Genomic DNA, 21,853 nt, shown 5'->3' with positions numbered 1-21,853 from the left:
TGACCATGAAAAAACCCTGCCTCGGCAGGGTTTTTTTTCGTCTGAAATCCACGTTATTTCTGATTGATATCCTGACGCGTCAGCCCGATATCACGCAGCTGCGCATCACTCAGGTGCGAAAGAATCTCCCGCGTTTCCCGTCTGGCCTGCCAGCGTTTTATCGCGCGCACGCCGCCACGAAAGATATCGAGTAAGGTCACGCTGAACGGTTTTGCCGCCCGGTTCTGATCGAATTCCATAATCCCAGCCCTCAGTATGGTGTCTGAGCAACATTTTCCCTCTGAAGGTGAATGCAATACAGATTCAAAAATCACTTATCTTTAACATACAGATTGCGCCCGTACCGATCTGAATGGTAGAAATAGGCGTCATCTGTACTGATTTTTGATCACCGTTAACGCAGCGAGGCACACAATGACGCGCTATCAACATCTGGCCTGTCTGCTTTCAGACCGTATTGAGCAGGGGCTGTATCGCAGCGGCGAACGCTTGCCCTCGGTGCGTACGCTCAGCATTGAGCACGGCGTCAGCATCAGTACCGTGCAGCAGGCTTATCATCTGCTGGAAGAGAAGCAGCTTATCGTGCCGCAGCCGCGTTCCGGCTATTTTGTCGCTACCCGTAAAGCCACGCCGCCGGTACCCGCGATGACCCGACCCGTACAGCGTCCGGTTGAGATCACCCAGTGGGAATCGGTGCTGGAGTTGCTGAGCAGCCGCATTAATGGCGACGTGCTGCAGCTGGGCAGCGGCATGCCGGACCTGACCCAGCCGACGCTCAAGCCGCTGTGGAAAATCATGGGGCGCATGGCGCAGAAGCAGGACATTGATCAGCTCAACTATGACAGCCTGCTTGGCGTGGCAGCGCTGCGCGAGCAGATTGCGCGGCTAACAATTGACAGCGGCTGTCAGCTGACGGCGGAAGATATTGTCATCACCACCGGTTGCCATGAAGCGCTATCGGTGTCGATTCGCGCCGTGTGCGAGCCAGGCGATATCATTGCCGTTGAGTCGCCGGCGTTTCACGGCACCATGCAGACACTGCGCGGTCTGGGCATCCGCGCCATTGAAATCCCTACCGATGCGGTCAGCGGGATCAGTCTTGAGGCGCTGGAGCTGGCGTTTGAGCAGTGGCCAATCAAAGCGGTAGTGGTGGTACCCAACTGCAATAATCCGCTTGGATTTATCATGCCGGAAGCGCGTAAGCGCGCGCTGCTGACGCTGGCGCAGCGCTTTGATGCAGCGATCATTGAAGATGATGTTTACGGCGAGCTGGCGTGGGAGTATCCGCGTCCGATCACCATCAAATCGCTGGATATGGATGGCCGCGTGCTGCTGTGCAGTTCGTTTTCCAAAACCCTGGCGCCCGGCTTGCGCGTGGGCTGGGTCGCGCCGGGACGCTATCGCGATCGCGTACTGCACATGAAATATATTGGCACCGGTTCGACGGCAACGCAGCCGCAGTATGCGGTCGCGGAGTTTATTCGTCAGGGCCATTACCTGCCGCATTTGCGCCGCATGCGCCAGGTGTATCAGCGTAACTATGAGACGTTTAGTTGCTGGGTGCGCCACTATTTTCCCTGCGGCATTTGCGTCTCGCGGCCGCAGGGCAGTTTCCTGATGTGGATTGAGCTGCCGGAAGCCTTCGATGCGGTGCGGCTGAATGCGGAGCTGCGGGAGCTGAAAATCCAGGTGGCGGTCGGTTCGCTGTTTTCGGCGGCGGGTAAATATCGCAACTGCCTGCGCCTCAATTATGGTCTGCCAATGAATGAGCAAACCGAGCAGGCGATTGCCAGCCTCGGCGCAGCCGTGGAGCGTGCCATGCAGGCCTGCAGTGCGGAAACAACGCGCCATATCACCTCCCTGACGGAATAGCGGTGGAAAGGCAGGGCCGGACAGAGAGTCGGGGAAGCCAGCCCTGGCCCGCTGCAAGCGACAGCGGGCAGGCTCACTTTAGCGATTGTCCCCGGTCGCGCCAGCCCTGACTGCTGCCGTTTGCGCGCCGTATTCGCGGATTTTTACCGCCGTTGCAGTCAGTTACAACGCTTTTGCGACATGCTCTGGGGATTCTACCAGCGCCAGCAGCTGGCGGGTGGCCGCCTGCCAGTCTTCCGCCTGGGTAATCGCGCTGACCACGGCAATGCTGCCGACGCCGGTCGCCAGCACCTCCGGCACGCGTGCCAGCGAAATGCCGCCAATCGCTACGGTGGGAATGTGCTGCAGCCGCGCCAGATGGCGCTTCAGCTCGGCTATGCCCTGTGGCGCAGAGGGCATCTCTTTGGTTTGTGTCGGAAAGATGTGGCCGAGCGCAATATAGGACGGACGCAGCGCCAGCGCGCGATCCAGCTCGGCATCATCGTGTGTCGACAGACCCAGGCGTAAGCCGGCGTGGCGGATAGCATCCAGGTCGGCCACATCCAGATCCTCCTGACCAAGATGCACACCATAAGCGTTGTACTTAATCGCTAAGCGCCAGTAATCGTTGATAAACAGCCGCGCACCGTACTGTTTGCCCAGGGCGATGGCATCACGTACTGCGGCTTCAATCTGACGATCATCGCCATCTTTAATGCGCAGCTGGAGGGTGCGCACGCCGGCTGCCAGCAGGCGTTCAATCCACAACACGCTATCGACAACCGGATAGAGCCCCAGTTTTGGCGCGGTGGCAGGGAAGGCTTCAGTCATCATTTTTCCTCTTTCAGGGCATCGGCGGCGTGATACAGCTCGCCGCCACGGCTACGGAAGGCATCGGACATTTGCGCCATCCCCAGCGCTATCGGCTGGGCTTCAGTCTGCTGACGGGCGGCAAATTCGCGCACTTCCTGGGTGATTTTCATTGAACAGAATTTGGGGCCGCACATGGAACAGAAGTGGGCCACTTTGCCGGATTCCTGCGGCAGAGTTTCGTCGTGATAGGCCCGCGCGGTATGCGGGTCGAGCGCCAGATTAAACTGATCTTCCCAGCGGAACTCAAAGCGAGCTTTCGACATGGCGTTGTCGCGGATCTGCGCGCCGGGATGGCCTTTAGCCAGATCGGCAGCGTGCGCCGCGATCTTGTAGGTAATCAGCCCCTGCTTAACATCCTCTTTATTCGGCAGGCCAAGGTGCTCTTTCGGCGTGACGTAGCACAGCATCGCGCAGCCAAACCAGCCGATCATGGCGGCGCCAATCCCGGAGGTGAAATGATCGTAGCCCGGCGCGATATCGGTCGTCAGCGGGCCCAGCGTATAAAACGGCGCTTCATGGCAATGTTCCAGCTGCTCGGTCATATTGCGGCGGATCATCTGCATCGGCACGTGACCGGGGCCTTCAATCATGACCTGCACATCATATTGCCAGGCGATTTGCGTCAGCTCGCCTAAGGTACGCAGTTCGGCAAACTGGGCTTCGTCGTTGGCGTCCTGAATCGAGCCGGGACGTAAACCATCACCGAGCGACAGCGCGACATCATAGGCGGCGCAGATTTCACAGATTTCGCGGAAATGCTGGTAGAGGAAGTTTTCCTGATGATGTGACAGGCACCACTTCGCCATGATGGAGCCGCCGCGCGACACGATGCCGGTCAGTCGTTGTGCGGTCATCGGCACATAGCGCAGCAGCACGCCCGCGTGAATGGTGAAGTAATCAACGCCCTGCTCAGCCTGTTCCAGCAGGGTATCGCGGAAAATGTCCCAGTTAAGATCTTCTGCGATGCCGTTGACCTTTTCCAGCGCCTGATAGATTGGCACCGTGCCGATCGGCACCGGACTGTTGCGCAAAATCCACTCGCGCGTTTCATGGATATAGCGGCCGGTCGACAGATCCATCACGGTATCTGCCCCCCAGCGCGTGGCCCATACCAGTTTTTCCACTTCCTCTTCAATCGACGAACTTACCGCCGAGTTGCCGATGTTGGCGTTAACCTTTACCAGAAAATTGCGGCCGATAATCATCGGCTCTGATTCGGGGTGATTGATGTTGGCAGGAATGATGGCGCGGCCGCTGGCCACTTCGGCGCGTACGAATTCGGCGCTGATATTCTCCGGCAGCTGCGCGCCGAAGCCGTGGCCGGCGTGCTGCTGCAACAGCGTTGCACTGCGGATACGCTCACGTCCCATGTTTTCGCGCAGCGCGATAAACTCCATCTCCGGCGTGATGATGCCCTGACGTGCATAATGCAGCTGCGTGACGCGGCGACCCGCTTTGGCACGGCGCGGCAGCGGCAGGTGTTCAAAACGCAGATGATCCAGCCCGTCATCTGCCAGCCGCTGCTGACTGTAGCTTGAGCTGAGTGCGCTGATGGTTTCGCTGTCGTTGCGTTCGGCAATCCAGCCGGCGCGTAATTTTGCCAGACCCTGATGCACATTGATGGTCGCGTGGGGATCGCCATAGGCACCGGCAGTGTCATACACCGGCACCGGTTCATTTTCTGCGTATTGCGGATGATCTTTGCTGCCGCCGGTGTGCGTCGGGCTGAGCTGAATTTCGCGCATCGGGACGCGGATATCCGCGCGGCTGCCGCTGATCCAGATACGTTTGGAGTTAGGGAAGGCGGTTCCCTGGAGCGAATCGATAAATTTTTGCGCCTGCGCGCGTTGTTCACGACGTGAGGTTTTAGCATCAGACATAGCAAGTTTCCTGAAAACAAGGGGAAGCTGCTTGTCCGGAGTCCGGAAGGAGTAACAGAAACGGTGCGGGCGCCTGACTGCACCGTGCTGATCACATCTACTCTTGTTCCCTTCGCAGGTACTAACCTGATCAGGTTCCGCGGATCCCGAATTAACGGTCTCAGCCCCTAAGGGCACTCCGACAAGTTTACGTTTTACGCGATAAGCGACTTTACTGACTGTTGCACGCTGCGCTTATATCGCAAAGTTTGATTGTGGATTGTCGTTTAAAAAGACAATAAAAAAGCCCATTCAGCATAAAAGGGCTTTTCCTGAATAACAAGTCTTTTACAACTGCAGCGGTTCAGGCCGGACGAGCAATGGTGCTGTCATTGGCCACCGGCGGGCGCGCCAGCTGGTTATCCCAGGCGAGCTGAATCAGTTTGTCTTCCAGCGTAAAGCGTGACTCCAGCGCTTCGCCCACTTCTGACAGCGCCTGCTGGAAATCCACGCAGTTGTCGTCATTAATGGCCTGCTGCAGATGGCTGTCATACAGTTGCATCAGACGTTCAGTATTGCCTTCCAGCGCCGGATAGATCTGCGCCGCCGCAATCATCGGGCTGTCGCCGGACATCTCGCTGATGATGCGCTCGTAAACGCTGAAGTGGCCGGTAGAGAGATAGTCCACCAGACGATGGCAAAACGCATCCAGCGCCTGTTCATCCAGCGCGGTCAGCGCTTCTTTGTTCGGCTTCATGCCAATTAACTCGTAATAGGTGACGAGCAGCTGTCGACGGGCGCGCAACCATGAGTCGACTAATTCATTACCGCCACCTACACGCTCGGTCAGGTTATCTAACTGGGTAAGCATACGGGGCTCCAGGTGAGTTATAGTTGTTTATTACACACTTAACATCAGGATTTCAGCGTGCCATTTGACGCTAAGGACAACGATTAAGATGCAACGTGAGATCTCAAGCGTAGACGCTGGCTGGTGGATTGTCAGCTCCGCGCAGAAACTTTGGTTGCCGCAAGGCGAGTTGCCGCATGGCTTATCCGGCGAGTTTGGCCTGACCGGCAGCAGCGGCAGAGTGATTGGCGAGTGGCAGGGCGAAAACGTCTGGCTGGTATGCGAAGCGCGTCCGGACAATATGGCCTCGGTGCGCCAGCTAATTGACGAAGATGTCGGTCTGTTTCAGCTCGCCGGGCGCGGCGTGCAGCTGGCAGAGTTCTACCGTTCGCATCGCTGGTGCGGCTATTGCGGCCATGAAATGCAGCACAGCAAGCGCGAATTTGCCTGCCTGTGCAGCCACTGCCGCGAGCGCTACTATCCGCAAATCGCCCCCTGCATCATTGTGGCGATTCGTCGCGGTGAGGAGATCCTGCTGGCAAACCATGCGCGCCATCGCAACAGCATCTACACCGTGCTGGCCGGTTTTGTCGAAGTCGGCGAAACGCTGGAGCAGGCGGTGGCCCGCGAGGTGATGGAAGAGAGCAACGTGCGGGTAAAAAATGTGCGTTACGTGACCTCGCAGCCGTGGCCGTTCCCGCACTCGCTGATGATGGCGTTCATGGCGGAGTACGATGGCGGCGAGCTGCAGCACGATGGTAAAGAGCTGCTGGATGCTGGCTGGTATCGCTACGATGATCTGCCCCTGTTGCCGCCGCCGGGCACCGTGGCGCGCCGGCTGATTGAAGATACGGTTGCGCTGTGTCGCGCCAGCGCGGCGTGAAAATGCTACACTGCCGGCCTTAGCATGAGAGAGCCCATTATGAGTGAACTGAAGAACGATCGTTATCTGCGCGCCCTGTTACGCCAGCCGGTGGATATCACCCCGGTATGGATGATGCGACAAGCCGGGCGTTACCTGCCGGAATACAAAGCCACGCGCGCTGAAGCCGGTGATTTTATGTCGCTGTGTAAGAACGCGGAGCTGGCGTGCGAAGTCACCCTGCAGCCGTTGCGCCGCTATGCGCTGGATGCCGCGATCCTCTTCAGCGATATCCTGACCATTCCGGATGCGATGGGCCTGGGGCTCTACTTTGAGACCGGCGAAGGCCCGCGTTTCTCCCATCCAATCACCTGTCGTGCCGATGTGGATAAACTGCCGGTGCCGGATCCAGAGCAGGAGCTGGGTTACGTGATGAATGCGGTGCGCACCATCCGTCACAACCTCAAAGGCGAAGTGCCGCTGATCGGTTTCTCCGGCAGCCCGTGGACGCTGGCAACCTACATGGTAGAAGGCGGCAGCAGCAAGGCTTTCACCAAAATCAAGAAGATGATGTACGCCGAGCCGCAGACGCTGCACGCGCTGCTGGATAAGCTGGCAGAGAGCGTGATCCTTTACCTCAACGCGCAGATTAAAGCGGGTGCGCAGTCGGTGATGGTGTTTGATACCTGGGGCGGCGTGCTGACCGGGCGCGACTATCGCGAGTTCTCGCTCTATTACATGCACAAAATCGTCGACAGCGTACTGCATGAGAACGAAGGAAGACGCGTGCCCATCACCCTGTTTACCAAGGGCGGCGGCCAGTGGCTGGAAGAGATGGCCGCCACCGGCTGTGATGCGCTGGGCCTTGACTGGACCACCGATATTGGCGAAGCGCGGCGCCGCGTGGGCGATAAAGTCGCGCTGCAGGGCAACATGGATCCGTCTATGCTGTATGCACCCCCTGCACGAATTGAGCAGGAAGTGGCGGGGATTCTGGAAGCCTTTGGCGCAGGCGAAGGCCACGTCTTCAACCTCGGTCACGGGATTCATCAGGATGTTCCGCCAGAGCACGCTGGCGCGTTTGTGGAGGCGGTGCATCGGCTATCACGACCATATCACCAGGGATAAGCATGGATTTAGCCGCACTACGACAGCAACAGGTACAGCTCGCCGCCAGCGTGGTGCGGCAGGATGATTTTGACGTACTGCCGCCGCGCTTCATTGGCGGCGCCGATGTTGGTTTTGAACAGGGCGGCGAGGTAACGCGCGCCGCCCTGGTGATCCTCGAATACCCTTCATTAACGCTGGTGGAGCATCGCATCGCGCGTGTCGCGACCACCATGCCTTACATCCCCGGTTTTCTCTCGTTTCGCGAAATTCCAGCCCTGCAGGCGGCGTGGCAGCAATTGTCGCAGCGGCCCGATCTGCTGTTCGTCGACGGCCATGGCATCTCTCATCCGCGCCGGCTGGGCGTTGCTGCGCATTTCGGCTCGCTGCTGGATGTGCCAACCATCGGCGTAGCGAAAAAGCGCCTGTGCGGCCGTTTCGCTGAGCTGGATGCGGCACCGGGCAGTCGTCAGCCGCTGATGGATAAAGGCGAGCAGATTGCCTGGGTGTGGCGCAGCAAGACGCGCTGCAACCCGCTGTTTGTCTCAACCGGCCACCGCGTCAGCCTCGACAGCGCACTGCACTGGGTTGAAGCCTGCATGGCCGGCTACCGCTTGCCGGAGCCAACGCGCTGGGCTGATGCCGTGGCATCTGGCCGTCCCGCTTTTGTGAAGTGGCAAAATGCGCGCTAACGCTGTTTGTGCGCGGCTTTTGCGGTACACTGCCGCCAGCTAATCTACCGAGAGTAAGTTTGATGTTACAGAACCCCGTCCATTTGCGTCTGGCGAAGCTGGAAAGCTGGCAGCACATGACCTTTATGGCCTGTCTGTGCGAGCGGATGTTCCCCAATTACTGGGCCTTCTGTCAGCAGACCGAGTTTGCCGATCCGCAGCTCTATCGCCGCATTCTCGACCTGGTGTGGGAAAGCCTGACGGTGAAGGATGCCAAAATCAATTTCGACAGCCAGCTGGAGAAACTGGAAGCGGCGATCCCAAACGGTGACGACTTTGACGTTTACGGCGTGCACCCGGCGATTGACGCCTGCGTGGCGCTGAGTGAACTCCTGCACGCGCAGCTGAGCGGTGAAACGCTGGAGCACGCCATCGAAGTCAGCCGCACGTCGATCACCACCGTGGCCATCCTCGAAATGACCCAGGCTGGTCGCGAAATGAGCGACGAAGAGCTGCGTGACAACCAGGCGGTAATTGACGAATGGGACCTGCAGTGGGAGATTTTTCGCCTGCTGGCAGAGTGCGAAGAACGGGACCTGGAGCTAATCAAAGGGCTACGTGCAGACCTGCGTGAAGCCGGAATCAGTAACATCGGTATAATTTTTCAGCAATAAGGCGAGAAAACGTGACTTCAGGCCCGAATTACCGCGCCTGGAGGCTTCACATCAGCCCCCTGTCTGGTCTACATTTGGGGGGCTGAAAATTGTGGCTATCGGTGCGTGCAGGCTGAAGAGTGCCAGAATATGGCTTTTCCCTCGCACTCGTTGCTTAGCAAGCGATAAATACACTTTAAGGATAACTTATGAACAAGACTCAACTGATTGATGTGATCGCAGAGAAAGCTGACCTGTCTAAAACCCAGGCTAAAGCTGCGCTGGAATCTACCCTGGCTGCGATCACTGAGTCTCTGAAAGAAGGTGATGCTGTACAACTGGTTGGTTTTGGTACTTTTAAAGTGAACCACCGCGCTGAGCGTACCGGTCGCAACCCGCAGACTGGCAAAGAGATCAAAATCGCTGCAGCTAACGTGCCAGCGTTCGTCTCTGGTAAAGCACTGAAAGACGCTGTTAAGTAAGTTTTCCGCATCGCGGTTTAGCTTTAAAAGAGGGGCGATTTCGCCCCTTTTTGTTACCGGGGCCTGCTATGCTGAACATCTCTCCTCAGCGCCTCTGCGCCATCCTCCTCGGGGTATTACTCACCGGCTGCAGTGCCACTCCCGATCTTCCGGCTTTCACCGCCAGCGGCTATCTGTCTGACCGTGGTACGGTGCGAATCTGGCGTAAAAACGGCGACCACGAAGCCGTCCATCTGCGTACTGTCTATACCCCTTTCAATGGCGATAGCCGGGAAACCACCGACTATATCTGGCAGGCGGATAAACTGCTGAGCGTGGAACGGCACGTCACTGGCCAGCAGCCGGACGACGTAACCCTGCGTTTCGACCATCAGGGCAACCTCAATTTTATGCAGCGACAGTTGGCTGGCCGGCGTGAAGCCGTCAGCGCCGACAGCGTCGAGCTGTACCGGTTTGACGCGCAGCGCATGCTGGCGCAGAGCAATGCACTGCTGAGTGGCCGGGTACTGTTGCGGCAGGGGCACTGGCAGGGCGGTACGCAGGTTCGTGACTGTGAGGGGCAGCAGGTGAATGTGGCGTTCGATCGCGACACGCTGGCGACGCTGTATCGACAGCAGCAGGGGCAGCAACAGCCGATTACCCTGTCGTGGCTGGAAGCGCCAGAGGGGATTCAGCTGCTGCGTGCCACGCCGGAAGATGAGTGCCGCTGGCAGCCGAAAGATGCCGATTTTTAGCGGCGACCGGCTGGCCGCCGCCGGGGGCTTACTTGCGGTTAATCGCGCGGTAACCGATATCATTACGGCAGAAGCTGCCGTTCCATGAGATGTGCTGCGCCAGCGCGTAGGCATTCTTCTGCGCTGCTGCCACATCTTCACCCAGCGCGGTCACGCACAGTACGCGACCGCCGCTGGTCACCACCAGATCATCTTTCAGGGTGGTGCCGGCATGGAATACCTTCCCGTCCGGTACGTCTTCCAGCGGCAGACCGTGGATCTGATCGCCCGTGTTGTAGTCGCCCGGATAACCGCCAGCGGCCAGCACCACGCCGAGTGACGGGCGCGGATCCCACTGTGACTGCTGCTGATCGAGCTTGCCGTCGACAGCGGCGAGGCACAGCGCGACCAGATCCGACTGCAGGCGCAGCATGATCGGCTGCGTTTCCGGATCGCCGAAGCGGCAGTTGAATTCGATCACCTTTGGCTGACCGGCTTTGTCGATCATCAGACCGGCATACAGGAAACCGGTGTAGGTGTTACCTTCCGCTTTCATGCCGTTGACGGTTGGCCAGATGATCTGATCCATCACGCGCTGGTGGATCTCATCGGTCACTACCGGTGCCGGTGAGTAAGCGCCCATGCCACCGGTGTTCGGCCCGGTGTCGCCGTCGCCAACACGTTTGTGATCCTGGCTGGTGGCCATTGGCAGGACATTATCGCCGTCCACCATCACGATGAAGCTGGCTTCTTCACCATCAAGGAATTCTTCGATGACGATGCGGTGACCTGCGTCGCCAAATGCATTGCCGGCCAGCATGTCCTGTACTGCCGCTTCCGCTTCGGCCAGCGTCATGGCGACAATGACGCCTTTACCCGCGGCCAGACCGTCCGCTTTGATGACGATCGGCGCGCCTTTCTCACGCAGGTAAGCCAGCGCGGGTTCCACCTCGGTGAAGTTCTGGTATTCCGCCGTCGGGATCTGCTGGCGGGCAAGGAAATCTTTGGTGAAGGCTTTTGAGCCCTCCAGCTGCGCGGCCGCCTGCGTCGGGCCAAAGATTTTCAGGCCGGCAGCGCGAAACGCATCGACTACGCCAATCACCAGCGGCGCTTCCGGTCCGACGATGGTCAGGTCGATGTTTTCCTGCTGCGCAAACGCCAGCAGTGCCGGAATATCGGTGGCGCTGATGGCCACGTTCTGCAGGGCCGGCTCCAGCGCGGTACCGGCGTTGCCTGGCGCAACAAATACCGTTTCTGCCAGCGGCGACTGTGCTGCTTTCCACGCAAGCGCGTGTTCACGTCCACCATTACCAATCACTAAAATTTTCATCGTTACGGCTCCAGGCTATTAATGGCGGAAATGACGCATGTCAGTGAAGATCATCGCGATGCCGTGCTCGTCGGCGGCAGCAATCACTTCATCATCGCGAATGGAACCGCCCGGCTGGATCACACAGGTGATGCCCACTGCTGCTGCGGCATCAATGCCATCGCGGAACGGGAAGAAGGCGTCGGAAGCCATGGCGGAACCCTTCACCTCCAGTCCTTCGTCAGCGGCTTTGATGCCGGCAATTTTGGCAGAGTAAACGCGGCTCATCTGGCCCGCGCCAATACCGATCGTCATGTTGTCGCGTGCATACACAATGGCGTTGGATTTAACGAATTTCGCCACTTTCCAGCAGAACAGCGCGTCACGCAGTTCCTGTTCGGTTGGCTGACGTTGGCTGACAACGCGCAGCTGGCTGGCATCGACCATACCAAGATCGCGATCCTGAACCAGCAGGCCACCGTTGACGCGTTTGAAGTCGAGACCGGCCACACGGCTCTGCCACTGACCGCACACCAGAACGCGGACGTTCTGTTTGGCTGCGGTCACGCGCAGTGCCGCTTCACTGGCCGATGGCGCAATAATGACTTCCACGAACTGACGGCTGATGATCGCCTGCGCGGTCGCTTCATCCAGCTCACGGTTAAAGGCGATGATGCCGCCGAACGCCGAGGTCGGATCGGTTTTATAAGCGCGCTCGTAGGCGGCAAGAATTGAATCGCCTGCGGCGACGCCGCATGGGTTAGCGTGCTTGACGATAACGCAGGCTGGCTCGCTGAACTCCTTGACGCACTCCAGTGCCGCATCGGTATCGGCAATATTGTTGTAGGACAGCGCTTTGCCCTGCAGCTGCTGTGCGGTGGCGACCGACGCTTCGCTGACTTGCTCTTCAATATAGAAAGCAGCGTCCTGATGGCTGTTCTCGCCGTAACGCATATCCTGCTTTTTAATAAAGTTGAGGTTCAGGGTGCGCGGGAAGCGGCCGGCCGGCGCGGTGCTCTCGCCGTGATAGGCCGGTACCAGGCTGCCAAAGTAGTTGGCAATCATGCTGTCGTAAGCGGCGGTGTGTTCAAAGGCTTTGATGGCCAGATCGAAACGGGTTTCCAGCGTCAGGGAGTTTTCGTTGGCATCGAGCTCCGCGATGATCGCGTCGTAGTCACTGCTCTTTACCACGATCGCCACGTCTTTGTGGTTCTTGGCTGCCGAGCGCACCATGGTGGGGCCGCCGATATCAATGTTCTCAACGGCATCTTCCAGGCTGCAGTCGGCTTTCGCCACGGTCTGGGCAAAGGGATAGAGGTTCACCACCACCATGTCGATAGGATTGATGGCGTGCTCAGCCATGATGGCATCATCGGTGCCGCGACGGCCCAGAATGCCACCGTGCACTTTGGGGTGCAGCGTTTTGACGCGTCCATCCATCATTTCCGGGAAACCGGTGTAGTCAGAAACTTCCGTGACGGGCAGGCCGGCATCTGCCAGCAGGCGCGCGGTACCACCTGTGGAGAGCAGCTCAACACCACGATGGGAGAGGGCCTGAGCAAATTCGAGGATACCGGCTTTGTCAGAGACACTGAGCAGAGCGCGGCGTACAGGACGACGTTGTTGCATGGTGGTTTTATCCCTTGGCTTTGTTTCGCGTAAATAAGAGCGTTACATCAGGCTTAACTTTCTCTCTCTATATATAGAAGAGAACATTTACCTCAGGTAACGCCCCAAAAGGGGCATCCTTGACGTCGCGGGGCATTGTAGCGAAAACGTTTGCGCGATGCTCGCCTAAATTTATTACCGGCTGCAGATGTGGATAACTTTGTGTGTAACCGGGTATAAGGCGGGGTTTTGCTGTGGAATGCAGCGAACGATTGTTTTTATTGAATTTAGCGGTTGCGCGTGCCGAACAACTCCCTATAATGCGCCTCCATCGACACGGCACAACGACTTACGGAATGCGGTGTAGACAGGAAGCTTCGTTAAGAACTTCCGCCGGAGAAAAACGCTGAAAAAAGTGTTTGACTCTGAAGGAGGAAAGCGTAATATACGCCACCTCGCGACAGCAGGCCGAGCGCCGCGTCGCAACGCTCTTTAACAATTTATCAGACAATCTGTGTGGGCACTCGCAGGATTGATATCACAAGCCTACGGGCTTTAAAAAATATCAAGTCTTTGCTGAGTGAACACGTAATTCATTACGAAGTTTAATTCACAGAGCATCGCTGCACTCGTTGCAGCAAATCAAACTTAAATTGAAGAGTTTGATCATGGCTCAGATTGAACGCTGGCGGCAGGCCTAACACATGCAAGTCGAACGGCAGCACAGAAGAGCTTGCTCTTTGGGTGGCGAGTGGCGGACGGGTGAGTAATGTCTGGGAAACTGCCCGATGGAGGGGGATAACTACTGGAAACGGTAGCTAATACCGCATAACGTCGCAAGACCAAAGTGGGGGACCTTCGGGCCTCACACCATCGGATGTGCCCAGATGGGATTAGCTAGTAGGTGGGGTAATGGCTCACCTAGGCGACGATCCCTAGCTGGTCTGAGAGGATGACCAGCCACACTGGAACTGAGACACGGTCCAGACTCCTACGGGAGGCAGCAGTGGGGAATATTGCACAATGGGCGCAAGCCTGATGCAGCCATGCCGCGTGTATGAAGAAGGCCTTCGGGTTGTAAAGTACTTTCAGCGGGGAGGAAGGCGGTGAGGTTAATAACCTCGCCGATTGACGTTACCCGCAGAAGAAGCACCGGCTAACTCCGTGCCAGCAGCCGCGGTAATACGGAGGGTGCAAGCGTTAATCGGAATTACTGGGCGTAAAGCGCACGCAGGCGGTCTGTTAAGTCAGATGTGAAATCCCCGGGCTTAACCTGGGAACTGCATTTGAAACTGGCAGGCTTGAGTCTCGTAGAGGGGGGTAGAATTCCAGGTGTAGCGGTGAAATGCGTAGAGATCTGGAGGAATACCGGTGGCGAAGGCGGCCCCCTGGACGAAGACTGACGCTCAGGTGCGAAAGCGTGGGGAGCAAACAGGATTAGATACCCTGGTAGTCCACGCCGTAAACGATGTCGACTTGGAGGTTGTGCCCTTGAGGCGTGGCTTCCGGAGCTAACGCGTTAAGTCGACCGCCTGGGGAGTACGGCCGCAAGGTTAAAACTCAAATGAATTGACGGGGGCCCGCACAAGCGGTGGAGCATGTGGTTTAATTCGATGCAACGCGAAGAACCTTACCTGGCCTTGACATCCAGAGAACTTAGCAGAGATGCTTTGGTGCCTTCGGGAACTCTGAGACAGGTGCTGCATGGCTGTCGTCAGCTCGTGTTGTGAAATGTTGGGTTAAGTCCCGCAACGAGCGCAACCCTTATCCTTTGTTGCCAGCGGTTCGGCCGGGAACTCAAAGGAGACTGCCGGTGATAAACCGGAGGAAGGTGGGGATGACGTCAAGTCATCATGGCCCTTACGGCCAGGGCTACACACGTGCTACAATGGCGCATACAAAGAGAAGCGACCTCGCGAGAGCAAGCGGACCTCATAAAGTGCGTCGTAGTCCGGATTGGAGTCTGCAACTCGACTCCATGAAGTCGGAATCGCTAGTAATCGTAGATCAGAATGCTACGGTGAATACGTTCCCGGGCCTTGTACACACCGCCCGTCACACCATGGGAGTGGGTTGCAAAAGAAGTAGGTAGCTTAACCTTCGGGAGGGCGCTTACCACTTTGTGATTCATGACTGGGGTGAAGTCGTAACAAGGTAACCGTAGGGGAACCTGCGGTTGGATCACCTCCTTACCTGAAGATACTTTCCCGCGAAGTGCTCACACAGATTGTCTGATGAAAAAGTAATGAGCAAAGCGTCTTACGAAAGAGACTTCAGTGTCCCCTTCGTCTAGAGGCCTAGGACACCGCCCTTTCACGGCGGTAACAGGGGTTCGAATCCCCTAGGGGACGCCACTTGCTGGTAATGAGTGAAAGGCGTTACCGATAATACTTCAGAGTGTGCTGATTAAGCATGCTGCGAAGTATTTGCTCTTTAACAATCCGGAACAAGCTGAAAATTGAAACGACACGTCGTATTCATTCTCCGTAATAAGAATGAAATTTACGATGTGTTCGAGTCTCTCAAATTTTCACATCCCATGTGGAATGCAGGAATCAACGAGCAGGGAAAAAGGCAAGGCGCGTCGGCGCACAGCCAGCGGAGCGTACTGACGTACGTGAGCATGGCGAGCACCGCTGCAACGCAGCATTTTTCCAGCGCAGTGATTCCGGACATGAAACGTCTGTGGGTTGTGAGGTTAAGCGACTAAGCGTACACGGTGGATGCCCTGGCAGTCAGAGGCGATGAAGGACGTGCTAATCTGCGAAAAGCGACGGTAAGGTGATATGAACCGCTACAGCCGTCGATGTCCGAATGGGGAAACCCAGTGCACTTGTGCATTATCGTTAACTGAATACATAGGTTAACGAGGCGAACCGGGGGAACTGAAACATCTAAGTACCCCGAGGAAAAGAAATCAACCGAGATTCCCCCAGTAGCGGCGAGCGAACGGGGAGCAGCCCAGGACCTGAATCAGCTTGTGCATCAGTGGAAGCGTCTGGAAAGTCGCGCGATACCGGGTGACAGCCCCGTACACGAAGATGCATGAGTTGTGAGTCCGACGAGTAGGGCGGGACACGTGGTATCCTGTCTGAATATGGGGGGACCATCCTCCAAGGCTAAATACTCCTGACTGACCGATAGTGAACCAGTACCGTGAGGGAAAGGCGAAAAGAACCCCGGCGAGGGGAGTGAAACAGAACCTGAAACCGTGTACGTACAAGCAGTGGGAGCCTACTTGTTAGGTGACTGCGTACCTTTTGTATAATGGGTCAGCGACTTATATTCTGTAGCAAGGTTAACCGCATAGGGGAGCCGAAGGGAAACCGAGTCTTAATTGGGCGTTAAGTTGCAGGGTATAGACCCGAAACCCGGTGATCTAGCCATGGGCAGGTTGAAGGTTGGGTAACACTAACTGGAGGACCGAACCGACTAATGTTGAAAAATTAGCGGATGACTTGTGGCTGGGGGTGAAAGGCCAATCAAACCGGGAGATAGCTGGTTCTCCCCGAAAGCTATTTAGGTAGCGCCTCGTGAACTCATCTCCGGGGGTAGAGCACTGTTTCGGCTAGGGGGCCATCCCGGCTTACCAACCCGATGCAAACTGCGAATACCGGAGAATGTTATCACGGGAGACACACGGCGGGTGCTAACGTCCGTCGTGAAGAGGGAAACAACCCAGACCGCCAGCTAAGGTCCCAAAGTCATGGTTAAGTGGGAAACGATGTGGGAAGGCACAGACAGCCAGGATGTTGGCTTAGAAGCAGCCATCATTTAAAGAAAGCGTAATAGCTCACTGGTCGAGTCGGCCTGCGCGGAAGATGTAACGGGGCTAAACCATGCACCGAAGCTGCGGCAGCGACGCTTAGGCGTTGTTGGGTAGGGGAGCGTTCTGTAAGCCGCTGAAGGTGTGCTGTGAGGCATGCTGGAGGTATCAGAAGTGCGAATGCTGACATAAGTAACGATAAAGCGGGTGAAAAGCCCGCTCGCCGGAAGACCAAGGGTTCCTGTCCAACGTTAATCGGGGCAGGGTGAGTCGACCCCTAAGGCGAGGCTGAAAAGCGTAGTCGATGGGAAACAGGTTAATATTCCTGTACTTGGTGTTACTGCGAAGGGGGACGGAGAAGGCTAGGTTATCCGGGCGACGGTTGTCCCGGTTTAAGCGTGCAGGTGTGAAGACCAGGCAAATCCGGTCTTCTTTAACACTGAGGCGTGATGACGAGCCGCCACGGCGGTGAAGTAACTGATGCCCTGCTTCCAGGAAAAGCCTCTAAGCTCCAGGTAACACGAAATCGTACCCCAAACCGACACAGGTGGTCAGGTAGAGAATACCAAGGCGCTTGAGAGAACTCGGGTGAAGGAACTAGGCAAAATGGTGCCGTAACTTCGGGAGAAGGCACGCTGGCGCGTAGGTGAGGGGACTTGCTCCCGGAGCCGAGGCCAGTCGAAGATACCAGCTGGCTGCAACTGTTTATTAAAAACACAGCACTGTGCAAACACGAAAGTGGACGTATACGGTGTGACGCCTGCCCGGTGCCGGAAGGTTAATTGATGGGGTTATCCGCAAGGAGAAGCTCTTGATCGAAGCCCCGGTAAACGGCGGCCGTAACTATAACGGTCCTAAGGTAGCGAAATTCCTTGTCGGGTAAGTTCCGACCTGCACGAATGGCGTAATGATGGCCAGGCTGTCTCCACCCGAGACTCAGTGAAATTGAAATCGCTGTGAAGATGCAGTGTACCCGCGGCAAGACGGAAAGACCCCGTGAACCTTTACTATAGCTTGACACTGAACATTGAGCCTTGATGTGTAGGATAGGTGGGAGGCTTTGAAGCGCGGACGCCAGTCTGCGTGGAGCCAACCTTGAAATACCACCCTTTAATGTTTGATGTTCTAACGTAGGCCCGTAATCCGGGCTGCGGACAGTGTCTGGTGGGTAGTTTGACTGGGGCGGTCTCCTCCCAAAGCGTAACGGAGGAGCACGAAGGTTGGCTAATCCTGGTCGGACATCAGGAGGTTAGTGCAATGGCATAAGCCAGCTTGACTGCGAGAGTGACGGCTCGAGCAGGTGCGAAAGCAGGTCATAGTGATCCGGTGGTTCTGAATGGAAGGGCCATCGCTCAACGGATAAAAGGTACTCCGGGGATAACAGGCTGATACCGCCCAAGAGTTCATATCGACGGCGGTGTTTGGCACCTCGATGTCGGCTCATCACATCCTGGGGCTGAAGTAGGTCCCAAGGGTACGGCTGTTCGCCGTTTAAAGTGGTACGCGAGCTGGGTTTAGAACGTCGTGAGACAGTTCGGTCCCTATCTGCCGTGGGCGCTGGAGAATTGAGGGGGGTTGCTCCTAGTACGAGAGGACCGGAGTGAACGCACCGCTGGTGTTCGGGTTGTCATGCCAATGGCACTGCCCGGTAGCTAAGTGCGGAAGAGATAAGTGCTGAAAGCATCTAAGCACGAAACTTGCCCCGAGATGAGTTCTCCCTGACCCTTTAAGGGTCCTGAAGGGACGTTGAAGACGACGACGTTGATAGGCCGGGTGTGTAAGCGCAGCGATGCGTTGAGCTAACCGGTACTAATGACCCGTGAGGCTTAACCTTACAACGCCAGAGGCGTTTTGGTCTGAGAGACCGAAAGAATTTTCAGCTTTGTTCACCGGATTACGTCCAGTGGATTTTGTGCTGTGACAGGGCGGCACGCGAGACGACGTGAAGGAGCATACAGAAGTATGTGACTGAGCGGCGCGAGCGGGGCAACGCAGTCAGAGCGCGAAAGACGCGGACGAAAACAGAATTTGCCTGGCGGCAACAGCGCGGTGGTCCCACCTGACCCCATGCCGAACTCAGAAGTGAAACGCCGTAGCGCCGATGGTAGTGTGGGGCCTCCCCATGCGAGAGTAGGGAACTGCCAGGCATCAAACCAGTGAAGAAGCCCCGGACGAGAGTCCGGGGCTTTTTTACATCCGCACTCCGGCAAATTTGCCGCCAAAAATCCCTCCATAACGACTTATTTAATCCTAAAAAAATTCTAACGCGCTTTTATTCCGACCTTATTGCTGCTGCTCACCGCGCGGCGCTCGGGGCTATTGCCGCTTAATGCTGAAACATTTTCATAAACCGCATGAAGACTCGACATCCAGCGGCAGCCAGGCTAATCTCGGGCATCTGGATGTCTAAACGTTTATATGGTTATCAGCAAGAGGTCAGCAGGTTATGCCAATCAGGATCCCCGACGAATTACCGGCAGTGAATTTTTTGCGTAATGAGAATGTCTTTGTCATGACCTCATCGCGCGCCAGTGTTCAGGAGATTCGTCCGCTTAAAGTATTGATTCTTAACCTGATGCCCAAAAAAATTGAGACCGAAAACCAGTTTCTGCGCCTGCTCTCTAACTCGCCACTGCAGATCGATGTTCAGCTGTTACGCATCGACAGCCGCGAGTCGCGCAACACGCCAAGCGAGCATCTGAACAACTTCTACTGCAACTTCGACGATATCGCTAACGATAACTTTGACGGCCTGATTGTCACCGGCGCGCCGCTGGGGCTGGTTGATTTCAATGATGTTGCCTACTGGCCACAGATTCAGCGCGTGCTGCACTGGGCGAAAGAGCACGTCACTTCTACCCTGTTCGTTTGCTGGGCGGTGCAGGCGGCGCTTAACATCCTGTATGGCATTCCTAAACAGACGCGACAGAACAAGCTGTCTGGCGTCTATGAGCATCAGATCCTTCATCCGCACGCGCTACTGACGCGCGGTTTTGATGACAACTTCCTGGCACCGCATTCACGCTATGCTGATTTTCCCAGCCAGCTGATTCGTGACTATACCGATCTCGAGCTGTTTGCCGAATCAGAGAGCACCGGTGCCTATCTGATGGCGAGTAAAGACAAACGACTGGCGTTTGTCACCGGCCATCCGGAATATGACGCTCTTACGCTGTCGGGTGAGTACCATCGGGACTACGAGGCCGGCCTGCACCCTGAGGTGCCGTTCAACTACTTCCCGCAGGACAACCCGGAATTGCCGCCGCGCGCCACCTGGCGTAGCCACGGCAACCTGCTGTTCTCCAACTGGCTCAACTACTACGTCTACCAGATTACACCATTCGATCTGCGCCACATGAATCCAACGCTCGAGTAAAACGCCTGCTAAAAGCGCGTTTAAACCTGCCGTGACAGCCGCGTGTTGTCGCGGCTTTTTTTTGCCTTTTTTCTATGATGGAACGTATTGCCTTTATTTCGTGAGATTAAATTACAGTTAAATCAGACAAATAAAATCAAATAAACAATAAAATGGAAATAGTTTTTGAAATTAAAATAAAAATGATTATGCTCTGATCTTGCCGGTTAAAAAACACCCTACAGCCCGATCCTGTCGTTAGAAAAAGGATCAAACCAGGAGGCAGCCCGCATGACAGACACGGTTATCAGCCCGACACTGACCTTTAGCCAGCCCTTTACCCACGCGGAGAAGCAGCTGCTGACGCCCGAATCTATTGATTTCCTGCACTCGCTGGTAGTGCGCTTTGCACCCGAGCGCGAGCGTCTGCTGAAAGCGCGTCAGCAGCGCCAGCAGCGCTACGATCAGGGGGCGTTGCCAGACTTCGATTCGGAAACCGCTTCCATTCGGCAAAGTGACTGGCAGGTGAGGCCCATTCCTCAGCTACTGCGCGATCGCCGCGTCGAAATTACCGGTCCGCCAGATCGCAAAATGGTGATCAACGCGCTGAACGCTAACGTCAAAGTGTTCATGGCCGATTTTGAGGATTCGCTGGCACCGACCTGGCAAAAACTGCTTGATGGCCAGCTGGCGCTGCGCGATGCGGTTAACGGCACGCTGAGCTTCACCAGCGAAAACGGCAAGATCTACCAGTTACGATCCGATCCGGCGCTGCTGATGTGCCGGGTTCGCGGCTTACATCTGGATGAGAAGCATGTTGAGTGGCGCGATCGGGCCATTCCCGGCGGGTTATTCGACTTTGCGCTCTATCTGTTTCACAACGTCACCGCGCTGCTGGAGAAGGGCCACGGTCCGTGGTTCTATCTGCCGAAAACCGAGCATGCGGCGGAAGTGGCATGGTGGCGGGAAATCTTCCGTTTCAGTGAAGATCGTTTCGATCTGCCGCGCGGCACCATCAAAGCCACGGTACTGATCGAGACGCTACCCGCGGTATTCCAGATGGATGAGATCCTGTGGGAACTGCGCGATCACGTAGTTGGCCTCAACTGTGGTCGCTGGGATTACATCTTCAGCTATATCAAAACGCTGGGCCAGCATGGTGACCGCATTCTGCCGGATCGTCAGCAGATCAGCATGGACCAGCCGTTCCTCGAGGCTTATTCGCGCCTGCTGATCAAAACCTGCCACCGGCGCGGTGCGCTGGCGATGGGCGGCATGTCGGCGCTCATCCCGGCCAAAGACGCTGAACGCAACGCCTGGGTGATGCAGAAAGTGCAGGAGGATAAGGCGCGTGAAGCGGGCAACGGCCATGACGGTACCTGGGTCGCGCATCCTGGCCTGGCAGACATCGCCATGGCGGAGTTTGACCGCCAGCTGGGCGATCGCCCCAATCAGCTGCACGTCAGTCGTGAACAGGATACGCCGATCACCGCCGAGCGCCTGCTGCGCCCGTGCCGCGGTCAGCGCACCGAAGCCGGGATGCGCGCCAACATCCGCGTTGCGCTGCAGTATCTGGAAGCGTGGATCAGCGGCAATGGCTGCGTGCCTATTGATGGGCTGATGGAGGATGCCGCTACCGCGGAGATTGCCCGCACCTCCATCTGGCAGTGGATTCACCACAAGCAAATCCTCAGCGATGGTCAGCTGGTGACCGCCGCGCTGTTCGAACAGTTTCTTGATGAAGAGCTGGCGGCCCTGCGCCACAGCCAGGGTGACACGCGCTTTGACGCCGGTCGCTATAAAGATGCGGCTGCGCTGATGGCGCAAATCACCACCGACGAACAACTGGTTCCTTTCCTCACCCTGCCGGGCTACCGCCTGCTGCCCTGACTCT

15 protein-coding genes, 1 tRNA gene, 3 rRNA genes and 1 riboswitch are annotated in these 21,853 nt (G+C 56.7%); of the genes, 13 read left to right on the top strand and 6 right to left on the bottom strand.

Annotated elements, in window-relative coordinates:
- Window positions 1–53: 53 nt before the first annotated feature.
- Window positions 54–239, bottom strand: a complete 186-nt coding sequence (locus C1N56_RS17905) for a DUF1127 domain-containing protein (RefSeq protein WP_058769981.1) — start codon at window positions 237–239, stop codon at window positions 54–56.
- A gap of 175 nt (window positions 240–414) precedes the next feature.
- Here C1N56_RS17905 and C1N56_RS17900 point away from each other — a divergent pair, with 175 nt between their 5' ends.
- The gene (locus tag C1N56_RS17900; RefSeq protein WP_283341909.1) at window positions 415–1,872 is read left to right on the top strand and encodes an aminotransferase-like domain-containing protein; all 1,458 of its coding nucleotides are present in this window, start codon (window positions 415–417) and stop codon (window positions 1,870–1,872) included.
- A 162-nt stretch (window positions 1,873–2,034) separates the two neighbouring features.
- On the opposite strand, the gene thiE is transcribed toward C1N56_RS17900, so the two are convergent.
- The 3 genes from thiE to C1N56_RS17885 all read right to left on the bottom strand — a co-directional run bounded on the left by thiE (window position 2,035) and on the right by C1N56_RS17885 (window position 5,454).
- Entirely contained in the window at window positions 2,035–2,682 is a 648-nt protein-coding gene (thiE, locus tag C1N56_RS17895) for a thiamine phosphate synthase (protein ID WP_021508201.1), read from the bottom strand.
- Window positions 2,682–4,604: a phosphomethylpyrimidine synthase ThiC gene (gene thiC / locus C1N56_RS17890; RefSeq protein WP_104189827.1), complete on the bottom strand. Its 1,923-nt coding sequence runs from the start codon at window positions 4,602–4,604 to the stop codon at window positions 2,682–2,684. Before thiC ends, thiE begins: the two co-directional genes overlap by 1 nt.
- Window positions 4,605–4,694: 90 nt before the next feature.
- Window positions 4,695–4,795, bottom strand: a riboswitch (TPP riboswitch).
- Window positions 4,796–4,947: 152 nt separating this feature from the next.
- Entirely contained in the window at window positions 4,948–5,454 is a 507-nt protein-coding gene (locus C1N56_RS17885) for an Rsd/AlgQ family anti-sigma factor (RefSeq protein WP_021508199.1), read from the bottom strand.
- An 88-nt stretch (window positions 5,455–5,542) separates the two neighbouring features.
- Between C1N56_RS17885 and nudC the strand changes: the two genes are divergently transcribed.
- From nudC to C1N56_RS17855, 6 genes are all read left to right on the top strand, one after another.
- Window positions 5,543–6,316: an NAD(+) diphosphatase gene (gene nudC, locus C1N56_RS17880; protein WP_021508198.1), complete on the top strand. Its 774-nt coding sequence runs from the start codon at window positions 5,543–5,545 to the stop codon at window positions 6,314–6,316.
- 39 nt (window positions 6,317–6,355) lie between these two features.
- Window positions 6,356–7,423 (top strand): uroporphyrinogen decarboxylase, encoded by a 1,068-nt coding sequence (gene hemE / locus C1N56_RS17875; protein WP_141497172.1) that lies wholly within the window; start codon window positions 6,356–6,358, stop codon window positions 7,421–7,423.
- 2 nt (window positions 7,424–7,425) lie between these two features.
- Window positions 7,426–8,094 (top strand): deoxyribonuclease V, encoded by a 669-nt coding sequence (nfi, locus tag C1N56_RS17870; protein ID WP_058781855.1) that lies wholly within the window; start codon window positions 7,426–7,428, stop codon window positions 8,092–8,094.
- Between the two features lie 62 nt (window positions 8,095–8,156).
- A complete protein-coding gene (locus C1N56_RS17865; RefSeq protein WP_031279834.1) occupies window positions 8,157–8,747 on the top strand; it encodes a YjaG family protein in 591 nt (196 codons plus the stop codon).
- 188 nt (window positions 8,748–8,935) lie between these two features.
- A complete protein-coding gene (gene hupA / locus C1N56_RS17860) occupies window positions 8,936–9,208 on the top strand; it encodes a nucleoid-associated protein HU-alpha (RefSeq protein ID WP_006121511.1) in 273 nt (90 codons plus the stop codon).
- 68 nt (window positions 9,209–9,276) lie between these two features.
- Entirely contained in the window at window positions 9,277–9,942 is a 666-nt protein-coding gene (locus C1N56_RS17855; RefSeq protein WP_241799001.1) for a DUF1481 domain-containing protein, read from the top strand.
- Between the two features lie 28 nt (window positions 9,943–9,970).
- Here C1N56_RS17855 and purD read toward each other — a convergent pair whose 3' ends face one another.
- A complete protein-coding gene (gene purD / locus C1N56_RS17850; RefSeq protein WP_021508193.1) occupies window positions 9,971–11,251 on the bottom strand; it encodes a phosphoribosylamine--glycine ligase in 1,281 nt (426 codons plus the stop codon).
- 18 nt (window positions 11,252–11,269) lie between these two features.
- Window positions 11,270–12,859, bottom strand: coding sequence for a bifunctional phosphoribosylaminoimidazolecarboxamide formyltransferase/IMP cyclohydrolase (gene purH / locus C1N56_RS17845; protein ID WP_021508192.1), 1,590 nt, complete (start codon window positions 12,857–12,859; stop codon window positions 11,270–11,272).
- A 629-nt stretch (window positions 12,860–13,488) separates the two neighbouring features.
- Here purH and C1N56_RS17840 point away from each other — a divergent pair.
- The 6 genes from C1N56_RS17840 to aceB all read left to right on the top strand — a co-directional run bounded on the left by C1N56_RS17840 (window position 13,489) and on the right by aceB (window position 21,849).
- Window positions 13,489–15,030, top strand: a 16S ribosomal RNA gene (locus C1N56_RS17840).
- Between the two features lie 86 nt (window positions 15,031–15,116).
- A tRNA-Glu gene (locus C1N56_RS17835) sits at window positions 15,117–15,192 on the top strand.
- 342 nt (window positions 15,193–15,534) lie between these two features.
- Window positions 15,535–18,438 (top strand): 23S ribosomal RNA (locus C1N56_RS17830).
- A 197-nt stretch (window positions 18,439–18,635) separates the two neighbouring features.
- Window positions 18,636–18,751: ribosomal RNA gene (rrf, locus tag C1N56_RS17825) — 5S ribosomal RNA — on the top strand.
- The 16S, 23S and 5S rRNA genes sit together here with 1 tRNA gene alongside, the layout of an rRNA operon.
- A gap of 299 nt (window positions 18,752–19,050) precedes the next feature.
- A complete protein-coding gene (gene metA / locus C1N56_RS17820) occupies window positions 19,051–19,980 on the top strand; it encodes a homoserine O-acetyltransferase MetA (RefSeq protein WP_031279798.1) in 930 nt (309 codons plus the stop codon).
- A 270-nt stretch (window positions 19,981–20,250) separates the two neighbouring features.
- A complete protein-coding gene (gene aceB, locus C1N56_RS17815) occupies window positions 20,251–21,849 on the top strand; it encodes a malate synthase A (RefSeq protein WP_394516936.1) in 1,599 nt (532 codons plus the stop codon).
- The last annotated feature ends 4 nt before the right edge of the window (window positions 21,850–21,853 follow it).

The sequence above is a fragment of the Pantoea sp. SGAir0175 genome (genome assembly GCF_043547855.1).
Note: the sequence above shows the minus strand (reverse complement) of the source record. Positions and strands in the feature narration are given on the sequence as shown.

Bases quoted from the DNA above. Each gene is read 5' to 3' on its own strand.
- C1N56_RS17905 (WP_058769981.1), bottom strand. From the start codon at position 239: ATGGAATTCGATCAGAACCGGGCGGCAAAACCGTTCAGCGTGACCTTA.
- C1N56_RS17900 (WP_283341909.1), top strand. From the start codon at position 415: ATGACGCGCTATCAACATCTGGCCTGTCTGCTTTCAGACCGTATTGAG.
- thiE (WP_021508201.1), bottom strand. From the start codon at position 2,682: ATGACTGAAGCCTTCCCTGCCACCGCGCCAAAACTGGGGCTCTATCCG.
- thiC (WP_104189827.1), bottom strand. From the start codon at position 4,604: ATGTCTGATGCTAAAACCTCACGTCGTGAACAACGCGCGCAGGCGCAA.
- C1N56_RS17885 (WP_021508199.1), bottom strand. From the start codon at position 5,454: ATGCTTACCCAGTTAGATAACCTGACCGAGCGTGTAGGTGGCGGTAAT.
- nudC (WP_021508198.1), top strand. From the start codon at position 5,543: ATGCAACGTGAGATCTCAAGCGTAGACGCTGGCTGGTGGATTGTCAGC.
- hemE (WP_141497172.1), top strand. From the start codon at position 6,356: ATGAGTGAACTGAAGAACGATCGTTATCTGCGCGCCCTGTTACGCCAG.
- nfi (WP_058781855.1), top strand. From the start codon at position 7,426: ATGGATTTAGCCGCACTACGACAGCAACAGGTACAGCTCGCCGCCAGC.
- C1N56_RS17865 (WP_031279834.1), top strand. From the start codon at position 8,157: ATGTTACAGAACCCCGTCCATTTGCGTCTGGCGAAGCTGGAAAGCTGG.
- hupA (WP_006121511.1), top strand. From the start codon at position 8,936: ATGAACAAGACTCAACTGATTGATGTGATCGCAGAGAAAGCTGACCTG.
- C1N56_RS17855 (WP_241799001.1), top strand. From the start codon at position 9,277: ATGCTGAACATCTCTCCTCAGCGCCTCTGCGCCATCCTCCTCGGGGTA.
- purD (WP_021508193.1), bottom strand. From the start codon at position 11,251: ATGAAAATTTTAGTGATTGGTAATGGTGGACGTGAACACGCGCTTGCG.
- purH (WP_021508192.1), bottom strand. From the start codon at position 12,859: ATGCAACAACGTCGTCCTGTACGCCGCGCTCTGCTCAGTGTCTCTGAC.
- metA (WP_031279798.1), top strand. From the start codon at position 19,051: ATGCCAATCAGGATCCCCGACGAATTACCGGCAGTGAATTTTTTGCGT.
- aceB (WP_394516936.1), top strand. From the start codon at position 20,251: ATGACAGACACGGTTATCAGCCCGACACTGACCTTTAGCCAGCCCTTT.